Origin of the sequence: Cystobacter fuscus DSM 2262 (genome assembly GCF_000335475.2) — a bacterium.
GTDB classification, from domain to species: domain Bacteria; phylum Myxococcota; class Myxococcia; order Myxococcales; family Myxococcaceae; genus Cystobacter; species Cystobacter fuscus.
On the sequence record NZ_ANAH02000025.1, the window covers coordinates 142985 to 152194 of the forward strand.

At 69.1% G+C, this 9210-nt stretch carries 10 protein-coding genes and 1 pseudogene; 6 read left to right on the plus strand and 5 right to left on the minus strand.

The annotated features are described in order from the left end of the window. Position 1 precedes the first annotated feature (1 nt). The 4 genes from D187_RS33415 to D187_RS33430 all read left to right on the plus strand — a co-directional run bounded on the left by D187_RS33415 (position 2) and on the right by D187_RS33430 (position 2597). On the plus strand, positions 2–1237 hold the full coding sequence (locus D187_RS33415; RefSeq protein WP_002632354.1) for a DUF1501 domain-containing protein: 1236 nt from the start codon (positions 2–4) through the stop codon (positions 1235–1237). Between the two features lie 25 nt (positions 1238–1262). Continuing rightward, complete coding sequence (locus D187_RS33420) at positions 1263–1742, plus strand: hypothetical protein (protein WP_155893769.1); 480 nt, start codon at positions 1263–1265, stop codon at positions 1740–1742. 115 nt (positions 1743–1857) lie between these two features. After that, positions 1858–2142, plus strand: a complete 285-nt coding sequence (locus D187_RS33425) for a hypothetical protein (RefSeq protein ID WP_043432660.1) — start codon at positions 1858–1860, stop codon at positions 2140–2142. After that, positions 2139–2597 (plus strand): hypothetical protein, encoded by a 459-nt coding sequence (locus D187_RS33430; RefSeq protein WP_002632353.1) that lies wholly within the window; start codon positions 2139–2141, stop codon positions 2595–2597. The genes D187_RS33425 and D187_RS33430 overlap by 4 nt, the downstream gene beginning before the upstream one ends. An 87-nt stretch (positions 2598–2684) precedes the next feature. On the opposite strand, the pseudogene D187_RS33435 reads toward D187_RS33430, so the two are convergent. Further along, positions 2685–3041, minus strand: a pseudogene (locus D187_RS33435) (patatin-like phospholipase family protein); the annotation flags it as partial. Between the two features lie 87 nt (positions 3042–3128). On the opposite strand from D187_RS33435, the gene D187_RS33440 reads away from it, so the two are divergent. After that, positions 3129–3374, plus strand: coding sequence for a hypothetical protein (locus tag D187_RS33440; RefSeq protein ID WP_306413583.1), 246 nt, complete (start codon positions 3129–3131; stop codon positions 3372–3374). Here the strand turns inward: D187_RS33440 and D187_RS33445 are convergent. Both D187_RS33445 and D187_RS33450 read right to left on the minus strand, forming a co-directional pair. Next, entirely contained in the window at positions 3350–4594 is a 1245-nt protein-coding gene (locus D187_RS33445) for an MFS transporter (RefSeq protein WP_002632350.1), read from the minus strand. The two genes, D187_RS33440 and D187_RS33445, sit on opposite strands and share 25 nt — an antisense overlap. 42 nt (positions 4595–4636) lie before the next feature. Continuing rightward, positions 4637–5311 (minus strand): HAD family hydrolase, encoded by a 675-nt coding sequence (locus tag D187_RS33450; RefSeq protein ID WP_002632349.1) that lies wholly within the window; start codon positions 5309–5311, stop codon positions 4637–4639. A 140-nt stretch (positions 5312–5451) separates the two neighbouring features. Between D187_RS33450 and D187_RS33455 the strand changes: the two genes are divergently transcribed. Beyond that, a complete protein-coding gene (locus D187_RS33455) occupies positions 5452–6258 on the plus strand; it encodes a DeoR/GlpR family DNA-binding transcription regulator (protein WP_002632348.1) in 807 nt (268 codons plus the stop codon). 102 nt (positions 6259–6360) lie between these two features. On the opposite strand, the gene D187_RS33460 is transcribed toward D187_RS33455, so the two are convergent. Beyond that, positions 6361–8280 carry an FG-GAP-like repeat-containing protein gene (locus D187_RS33460; RefSeq protein ID WP_002632347.1) on the minus strand — a complete coding sequence of 640 codons (1920 nt, stop codon included), beginning with the start codon at positions 8278–8280 and terminating at the stop codon, positions 6361–6363. Between the two features lie 211 nt (positions 8281–8491). Beyond that, the coding region (locus tag D187_RS56480) for a hypothetical protein (RefSeq protein WP_162159731.1) at positions 8492–9210 on the minus strand (719 nt) is incomplete at its 5' end.

Genomic DNA, 9210 nt, shown 5'->3' on the forward strand with positions numbered 1-9210 from the left:
CATGCCGCACCTGTCGCGCCGTCTGCTGCTCCAGGCCTCGGGCCTGTCCCTGCTGGGCCTGGCCACCGCGCCCCCCTTCCTCGCCCGCGCCGCGCAGCAGGTGCCCGGAGGTGAGCGCCGGGTGCTCGTCACGCTCTTCCTGCGCGGAGGGGCGGATGGGCTCTCGTTGGTGGCTCCGGTGGGGGACGCGGACTACAACCGGCTGCGGCCCACGATCGCGCTGCGCGCCACGGGGGAGCGCGCCGCGCTGCGCCTGGATGACACCTTCTGGCTGCACCCGGGGCTCGCCGCGCTGATGCCCCAGTGGAGCGACGGCACGCTCGCGGTGGTGCACGCGGTGGGGCTGCCCCAGGCGATGCGCAGCCACTTCGACGCCCAGGACTTCGTCGAGACCGGGACGCCCGGGGTGAAGTCCACCCACGAGGGCTACCTCAACCGCGTGCTGGCACAGCTCCCCGCGGAGCCGGCGAGTGCCTTTCGCGCCGTGGCGATACAGGACACCCTGCCGCTAGCGCTCGCGGGCACGGCTCCGGCGCTGGCGCTGGAGGCCCTGGCGGACTTCCGGCTGAGAGACCCCCAACGCGGCGCCACCTTCGCGTCCCTCTATGCCGGAGCGGTGGACGAGGCCCTGCGCACCACGGGCGCCGAGGCGAGCGCGGCGCTCGCGCGGGTGCGGGATGACGGCCTGGCGGACATGCCCCCGGCGCACGGAGCGGCCTATCCTCGCTCGCCGCTGGGCAAGCGGCTGCAGGACATCGCGCGGCTCATCCGCGCGGACGTGGGACTCCAGGTGGCCGCCACCGAGATGGGGGGATGGGACACGCACATGGCGCAGGGCATCACGACGGGCCACTTCGCCTCGCGGGCCCGGGAGCTCGGCGAGGCCCTCGGGGCGTTCGTCCAGGACCTGGGGCCGCGGTGGAGCGACGTGCTCGTCGTGGTGATGACGGAGTTCGGCCGCACGGTGAAGGAGAACGGCAGCCGGGGGACGGACCATGGCACGGGGGGCGCGATGCTGGTGCTCGGCGGCGGCGTGCGCGGGAGGCGCGTGGTGGGGCCGTGGAAGGGGCTCGCGCCCGAGCACCTGCTGGAGGGGCGGGACGTGCCCTCGCTCACGGACTTCCGCACCGTGCTCTCCGAGGCGCTGGAGGGACACCTGGGCGTGCGCTCCCTGGCGTCCGTGTTCCCGGGCTTCCAACTCCGGCCCGAGGCGCGGCTGAGGTTGTTGCGCGGGTGAACGCGCGGTGAGTGGGCGGTGAAGTATGGTGGCATCTACGGGCGGGCCCTGGAGTTCGCGAGGCGTTGCGCTTGGCGGCAAGTACGACCCGGCCAACTGTCCGACGGAAGATGACCTGAAGACGCCCTCCGAGTTGGACGTGCGCAGCCCGCCCCGGTTGCAGTGCCTCTACGGGTATGAGCAGGCAGCCGGGGTCATGCGCAGGCTCCAGCAGGGCCGCCCTTTGCCGGAGGATCTCACCCCATGCCAACCGGGGGATGGGCGCTGTGGCAGGCTCCCGCTTCTGTATTACGGCTGCGTGCTCGGCGACTGCCTGCTTGGGAGATGGACCTATACCTGCGAGCTGCGGGGCCAGCGCACGATTACCCAGTGCGAGGGAGTGCGCCGGCCGGACGCGGATATCGGCTACGCCATGTGGTGCGATGCCGAGGGACGTGAGCACTCAACGCCAATTGCCGACCCCGTGAAGTGGAAGAGGGAGCACGAAGAACGCTGCGACTGGTGAGGGCCACCGAGTCCCACCTCTCCAGGGGAGTCCGCGCGCGTGAGCGGGCAGGACCAGCCCATGTCCGCCCCAAAAGGTAGGGTATCCAGCCCACGACCTGGAGAGGCTGTAACACATGGATCGCCGAACGCGCGTGTTGACGTGTCTGCTGATCGCCCTACTGGCTGGCGGCCTGAAGGCAAGCTCCAAGCCAATCGCGATGCTCGACCCCAAATCTCCTGTTGGCCACTATGTGGTCTTCACTCGCTGGGACGGGGATTACCAGCATGTGGTATATGGACGAGTGACTTTAACCAGGCGCGTCATCATCTATGACCCACAGTCAATGGAGCGCATGACTTATCAAGAAATGCTGAAGCGTTACGGCAAAGCCAAGACCTACCTTCTGGAGGCGCCATGAGCGACGAACAGTTCTTCTGCGAGTACTGCGGGCATTCCTCCACGAGCCCGACGCAGTGCACGAATTGTGGGAAGGATATCTCGGATTCCGATCCCAACCCCTCCTTCAGCGTGCCCATCAGTGGCAGGCTCACCCTGCGCCTCTACGACCGCTCCCGCGCCGCGGAAGCGTGGAAGGCCCTGGCCGAGCTCTGGGACAGGCTCGAGCGGGAAACCAACCTCTGCATCTGGCCCAGTCAGATGAACAAGTTTCCACCCCAGGGAGACGTCCTGGAGTTGTATGGCTCGACTGCCGAGATCCGTGATATCCGCAGACACCTGCCCGGGATGTTCACCTGTGAGTTCCAGGAGCTGCCGGAGTCGGAAATCCCCAAGCACCCGCCCTCGCCTAGATTCCTTGAGGTTCTCGAGCGAATCAAAGAGATACGGGAGCGCTGGGCCAGGAAGCAGCGCTGACCCACTGCCGCGCACGCTCACCCCACGAGCATGCGCACCGCTGTCAGGCCCCTGCGCCACCATCGGCAGCATTGTTGATTCCTTGATTCACGCCTCCTCGAAAGGCACGGGAGGCCGCGCCATGGCGCGCTCGGCGCTGAGCTTCGCCTGGTGCAACGCATCGAAGCCGCGCGCCATCTGCGACGGGGACACCGGCGGCAGGTTGGACACCACCACATAGACGGGGAAGCCGCGCTCCTTCAGCAGTGACAGCCGCAGCCGGAAGTGATCATGCCGCAGCGCCGCCGAGCCCGCCGCAATGCCCTGTGCATACGCCATGGGCCCGCCCAGCATCTTGCGCGTGCGGCTCGGCAGGTAGTGCACGAGGATGGCGTCCAGCTCCTTGCCGAAGCGGCTCTCCCGCCTCGACAGCGCGGGCGCCTTGTCCACCAGTCCTCCGTCCCAAGACGTCTGCTCCAGCAGCTTGTCGAGCTGGACGTCAACCAGACCGACGCCAGTCCCATCACGCTGTATGACGGACCCGTGGAGAGCATGCTCAACAGCCCCCTGGGTCCGTTCCCGTCGGTCAGCCGACTCTATGGGCGGGTATGGACGGGAGGACCCCAGGCCGTCATCCGGTATTACGAAGTGCAGCCCCCGGAACGCGAGCCCATTCCCATCTGCGCCGTGGCCCGGCTCGGGCTGGGTCAACTCCGCAAGAAACCCGAGTCCAAGCCAGGCACGGCCATCCTCGAGTTCTCCAGCGCGGCGATCTACATCGTGAACGCGTTTCGCTGAGCGACCGCGGCGCTCCGGCGCTCCAGGCCCATGGACACGGCGAAGAAGGTCAGTCCTCCGATCGCCATGGCCGCGCCCACCACGCCGGTGGCGTTCCAGCCGAAGCCCGCGGAAATCACCAGACCGCCGAACCAGGCCCCGAGCGCGTTGGCGAGGTTGAAGGCCGAGTGGTTGAGCGACGCGGCGAGCGTCTGCGCGTCGGCGGCGACGTCCATGAGCCGCGTCTGCAGTCCCGGCACCAGCGCGAAGCCCATGCCGAGCGCGAACGCGGACAGCGATGCGGCCCACGGATTGCGCGCGGTGAGCCAGAACGACACGAGCGTGAGGACGTTCCAGAGCAGCGCCGCGACAATTGTCTTCGGCAGCGAGCGGTCCGCGAACGAGGCGCCCACCAGATTGCCCACGACCATTCCGAGCCCCACGCCCGCCAGGACGAAGGGGACGAGGCCCACGCGCAGTCCCGCCAGCTCGGTCATCGTCGGCGTGATGTAGGTATAGACGGCGAACAAGCCCCCGAAGCCCACCGAGCCCACGCCCAGGGTCAGCCACACCTGCACGCGCCGCAGCGCGCCGAGCTCCCGCAGCGGACTGGCCCCCGCGACGGCGGCCGCCCTCGGGATGTTGAGCAGCGTGAGCAACCAGGCGCTCGCGGCGATCCCTCCGATGAACAGGTACGCGGTGCGCCAGCTCGCGTACTGGCCGATCCCCGTGGCCAGGGGCGAGCCCACGACGCACGCGATCGTCAAGCCGAGCATCAGCCGTCCGACAGCCCGCGCGCGCGCCGCGGGCCCCGCCAGGTCCGCCACCACCAGGGCCGCCATGCCGAAGAAGGTGCCGTGGGGAAAGCCCGAGAGGAAGCGCAGCACCATCAGGCTCTCGTAGGAGGGGGCCAACGCGCTCGCGATGTTGCCGAGCGCCAGGGCGGCCATCAATCCCAGGAGCGCGAGGTGCCGCGGGAGTCTGGCGCACGCCACCGCGAGCACGGGCGCTCCCACCATCACACCGAGCGCATACGCGCTGATGAGATGCCCCGCCTGGGGCACGGACACGTGCAGCTCCCGGGCGACGTCCGGCAGCAGGCCCATGATGGAGAACTCGCTCGTGCCAATGGCGAAGCCTCCGAGCGCCAGCGCGAACTCCGTCCAACGGGTCTGGGTGCGCGGCCTGGCGGACGAGGGGGCAGGGGGGGCTGTATCGGTGGTGGCGACGGGGGGATGCATGCGGGAGCCTCGGGATGAACGGGCGGGAACTCAGCGGGCGATTCAGAGGGAGACAGAGACGGGCATCGAGCGGAAGTCCTCCACGAGCCACTCCGGTTCCTCTCTCAGCAGGACATCGCGCGGGAACGAGGTGGTCAACGCCACGCACTTCGCCCCCGCGGCCCGGGCGGCGCGCAGCCCGAGCACGGAGTCCTCGAACACGACGCACGCGGTGGGCGGCACTCCCAGCGCCGCGGCCGCTTTCAGGTACACCTCGGGGTCGGGCTTGCCCCGCGTGACGTCCGCCGCCGTCACAAGCACGTCGAACAGCTCGCGCAGGCCCAGGCGGGACAGGGCGAGCTCGGCGTTCATGGGCACCGCGCTCGTCCCCACCGCGTAGGGGACACCCGCCCGCCGCAGCGCCGAGATGAACTCATGCACGCCGGGGATCGCGGACACCGGCTCGATCGCGAGCTTGCGGTTGAAGAGCATCTCGCGCTCGTGGACCAGGGCAGCCAGCTCGCTCTCCCCGAGCCGCTCGCCGAACCAGGCGCGCAGCGTCTCGTCGGCCCGGCGCCCGTTGGTCGCGAGGAGTTCGGTCTGGCTCGGGATGTAGCCGTGCGAGCGCGCGAACGTGTCCCACGCCCGGTAGTGCATGTCGGTGGTGTCGATGATGACGCCGTCCAGGTCGAACAGGACGGCCTCGAACGGATAGGGGCGGGAGCTGCCTGGCTTCATCTGGTTGCACTCCTGGCAGGTGGGCGAGCGGAAAGGGAGATCCGTTCCGGCTGCCGGGCCCGGCGCCGGTGCGGCTTCCGGCGAGATGACTCGTGTCACATTCCGAATCAGGTACATTCTATATAGAATCGGGAGGCGATATGCACGATCCGGCGGATTCGAAGCCTGAACAGGCGAAAGAGGTAGGACGCACGCTCACCCGTGAGCGGCGCAAGCGGATCCTGGAAGCCCTGGCGAGCGATCAGCGCGTGCTGGCGAGCGATCTGGCCGCCCGGTTCGGCGTGTCGGAGGACACGGTGCGTCGCGATCTGCGCGAACTCGCCGAGGAGGGGCTGCTTCGACGCGTCTACGGAGGCGCCGTCCCCCGGTCACCGCCCCCGCTCACCTATGCGGGACGGCGGAGCAAGTCCGTGGAGGCCAAGGACGCCATCGCCGCCACCGCGGCCCGCTTCCTGCGCCCCGGTCAGGTGGTGTTCTTCGACGCGGGGACCACGGCCATGGCGGTCGCGGCTCACGTGCCGAGGGATCTGGCGTTGACGGTGGTCACCCACAGCCTGCCCGTCGCCTCGGCGCTGGCGGAGCATCCGACGGTCGAGGTCATCGTGCTCGGGGGGAGGTTGCTCAAGGAGTCGCTCGCCATGTTCGGCGCCGAGACGGTCGACGGCTACCGAGGGGTACGCGCGGACCTGTGCGTGCTGGGGACGGCGAGCGTGCACCCGGAGCTCGGCCTGGGCGTCTTCAGCCACGAGGACGCCCAGGTCAAACGCGCGATGATGAGCACGGCCGCGGAGGTGATGGTCGTCGCCGCGGGCGAGAAGCTGGGCATCACGGCCTCGTACCTCGTGGGACCGCTGTCGCTCGTGGATCGGCTGGTGACGGACGGGGCCGCGCCCGACGAGGTGACGCGGGCCCTGGCACTCGCGGGCATCGAGATCGTGCGCGGGTGACGGGGGCCCCGGTTCCGCCCCCGCTTGATCCTACCGAGACCGCGCTGAGATCAGGGCACATCGCCCCCTAGCGCCCGCTTGCCCGGTATCGCGGACGGCTACTCAGAGCCCGTTGGGGACCACGGTCACGGTGCCGGAGCCCCTGTTGGTCAGGATGAGATCGGCGTACCCATCCGCGTCCATGTCCGCGGTGGCGATGGCGTTGAGGCCAGGCGAGGCGCCGGTCGTGACGACGGTGCCCGAGGTGAAGCTGCCGTTGCCGTTGCCGGTCATCGGGCGGACGCCGCCCGAGGCCGTTGTCACGAGGATGTAGGCGTCGAGCTTGCCATCGCCGTTGAAGTCATCGGCCACGACGCCCAGCGCCGAGTTGGCGGCCGTAGTGGCCGCGGCGGCGGACTGAACGCCGCTCGCGAAGGTGCCGTTGCCGTTCCCTTGGAAGAAGAAGAGGTACCGGCCGGCCGCGCCGTTCGAGAGGATGTCGAGCGTGCCGTCGCCGTTGGCGTCGCCGAAGGCGATGCCCGCCGTCTGGCCGCCGACGGCGTTGGCGTAGGAGACGGGTGCGGCGAACGAGCCGTTGCCCTGGTTGATGAGGATCGACAGGCGTGCGCTGGCGGGGCTCGTCACCACGAGATCGGAGAAGCCATCGCTGTTCAGGTCACGGCAGGCGATCGTCGACTGCGCGCCGCCGGTGTTCGGGATGCCGATGAACGTGGGCGCGCCGAAGCTGCCCGCGCCGGTGCCGAAGAGCATGCTCACCTGGCTCAGGGTCACGCTTGTCGTGGCGATGTCAGCCACCCCGTCGTGATCGAAGTCCCCGGTGCAGAGGTGGACGGAGCCCGGGGTTCCGGTGGTGAAGCTCGTCGGCGCGCCGAAGGTCCCGGGCGCGCTCGGGCCCAGGTTCTTGTAGACGCTGATGTTTCCGTTGTTGAGGGGCAGGTTGGTCTGGCCGTTGACGGTGACGGCGTCGAGCCACCCGTCGCCGTCCACGTCCACGGCCACGACCGCGTTGCTGGAGAGCGAGGCGCTCCCGTAGTTGACCTCCGACTGGACGCTGCCGTCGCCGTTCCCCAGGAAGACGGAGAGCGAGCCGGAGGGGAGCAGGATCGACCCGGATTCGGCGTTGGCCACCAGGATGTCGAGCTTGCCGTCGCGATTCACATCGGCGACCGCCGGGGCCAGCGGGTTGTGGTTCGCGGGGGAGCTGATCGGCGTGCCGGGGACCTGGCCGGTGGGCGCGGTCTGGCAGGTGCCGTTCGAGCAGATCTGGCCCGTCGTGCACGCGATGCCGCAGGCGCCGCAGCTCTCGGCGTCGCTCTGGAGGTTCACCTCGCAGCCGTCGGACGAGTTCCCGTTGCAGTCCCCGAGGGTGCCGGAGCAAGCCTGGCAGTTGGTCCCCTCGTAGGTGGGCGCGCACGCGCACGTGTAGCTATTGATGCCGTCGGTGCAGGTGCCACCGTTCAGGCACGGGCTTGCGGCGCACTCGTCGATGTTGGTGCAGGTCACGCCGTCGCCCTCGTACCCCGCGTTGCAGGCGCAGGTGAAGGAGCCCACGGTGTTGGTGCAGGTGGCGTTTTCGTTGCAGTTGTCGGTACCGGCGGCGCACTCGTTGACGTCGACGCAGGTGCCGCTCTGGCACGTGAGGCCGTCGCAACAGGGGACCGTGGCGTCGCACGGCGCGTTCACGGGCAGACAGCCCTGGCCGCTGCACGTCGGGTCGTAGAGCGACGAGGTCGGGTCGAGGCTGGTGACGTAGTCGCCGTTGTGAGCGCCGTGCGCGTTGATACACGCCTGCTCGCTAATCCGGACGATCGTGTAGGGATGAGTCGTCGAGCTGGTCTTGTGGCAGAGCTGGACCGTACCGTTGACATCGAAGTAACTGCACTGCTCGTCGATGATGGCGGAGTCGGCCGAACCGACGTGCGCGTCGTTCTCTCCGACGGAGGTCACGCTGCAACCGCCAACGAGGCCGAGCAGACTGGCCCCCGCGAGCATGACGAGGAGAGATGAGGTTTTACGTTTCATTGGGAATCTCCTGAAAGGACACACCACGGCCCAGCCGCTCACGAGGAGCGCGCGGGCATTCATCCAATAGACTGGTGTTGGCTGCGGGTCGCTCTGTCTTCACCCGCAGAGTGAGAGACTACAGTATTGCTGTCGCTTTTGACAAATGCTGTCTCGAGAACACCCGTGCAAGGTATGGGCGGAATGGGGGGCCCTGTTGCTCAGCGGCGCGTCAGTCCTGCCGCCCCCAGCTGTCGGCCGCGCCCCACACGACATACCCGGGCATCGCGAAGAACGCGGCCGTGCCGTTGATCTTGTACGCGGCGCCGGAGAGCGCGGCCGACTTGACCTTGTCGACGATGTTGCTCACACGTGTGAGCGTCTGGTCGGACACACCCGCGGCCTTGGCGATGTTCACGCGCTCACTCCAGGCACCGCTGGCCGCGCTGGAGCCAGCGCCCTTGGCGAAGCCGGTGACCGTGCTCTTGGCGAGCCCCTGGTACCAGGGCTGGTGCTGCTGGACGTTGGTGAGGATCGTCGTCACGTCGCCCGACACCGCGCCCGACACTCCGCCCACGGCGGCCTTGGCGCCGATGCGCGCGGCGATGCCCGAGCGCCCCTTCTTGCCGGAGAGCCCGCTCGTCGCGTGCCCCCCGACGCCGCCCACGACCCCTGACGCGAAGCCCGCGGCGGCGCCGATCCCCATGGCCTCGAAGAAGCCCTTGGCCGTGAAGTCGCGGCCGTGCTGCACGTCGTATTTCAGTCCGGACATCCCGGCGCTCGAGAGCGTGCTCCCCGCGACATTGAGACCGAACTGGGTGAGTTTCGTGGAGAGGGACGAGGCCGAGCTCGCCGCGCCCTCGGCCACCGAGGCCCCCGCGGCCACCGCCTCCGAGCCCGCCGCCGCCGCGCCCTCCGCTCCGGCAGATCGGAAGAGCCCACGTCTGAACT

Coding starts and splice junctions, on each gene's coding strand:
- D187_RS33445 (WP_002632350.1), bottom strand. CDS start 4,594: ATGCATCCCCCCGTCGCCACCACCGATACAGCCCCCCCTGCCCCCTCG.
- D187_RS33430 (WP_002632353.1), top strand. CDS start 2,139: ATGAGCGACGAACAGTTCTTCTGCGAGTACTGCGGGCATTCCTCCACG.
- D187_RS33415 (WP_002632354.1), top strand. CDS start 2: ATGCCGCACCTGTCGCGCCGTCTGCTGCTCCAGGCCTCGGGCCTGTCC.
- D187_RS33460 (WP_002632347.1), bottom strand. CDS start 8,280: ATGAAACGTAAAACCTCATCTCTCCTCGTCATGCTCGCGGGGGCCAGT.
- D187_RS33440 (WP_306413583.1), top strand. CDS start 3,129: ATGCTCAACAGCCCCCTGGGTCCGTTCCCGTCGGTCAGCCGACTCTAT.
- D187_RS33450 (WP_002632349.1), bottom strand. CDS start 5,311: ATGAAGCCAGGCAGCTCCCGCCCCTATCCGTTCGAGGCCGTCCTGTTC.
- D187_RS33455 (WP_002632348.1), top strand. CDS start 5,452: ATGCACGATCCGGCGGATTCGAAGCCTGAACAGGCGAAAGAGGTAGGA.
- D187_RS33425 (WP_043432660.1), top strand. CDS start 1,858: ATGGATCGCCGAACGCGCGTGTTGACGTGTCTGCTGATCGCCCTACTG.
- D187_RS33420 (WP_155893769.1), top strand. CDS start 1,263: ATGGTGGCATCTACGGGCGGGCCCTGGAGTTCGCGAGGCGTTGCGCTT.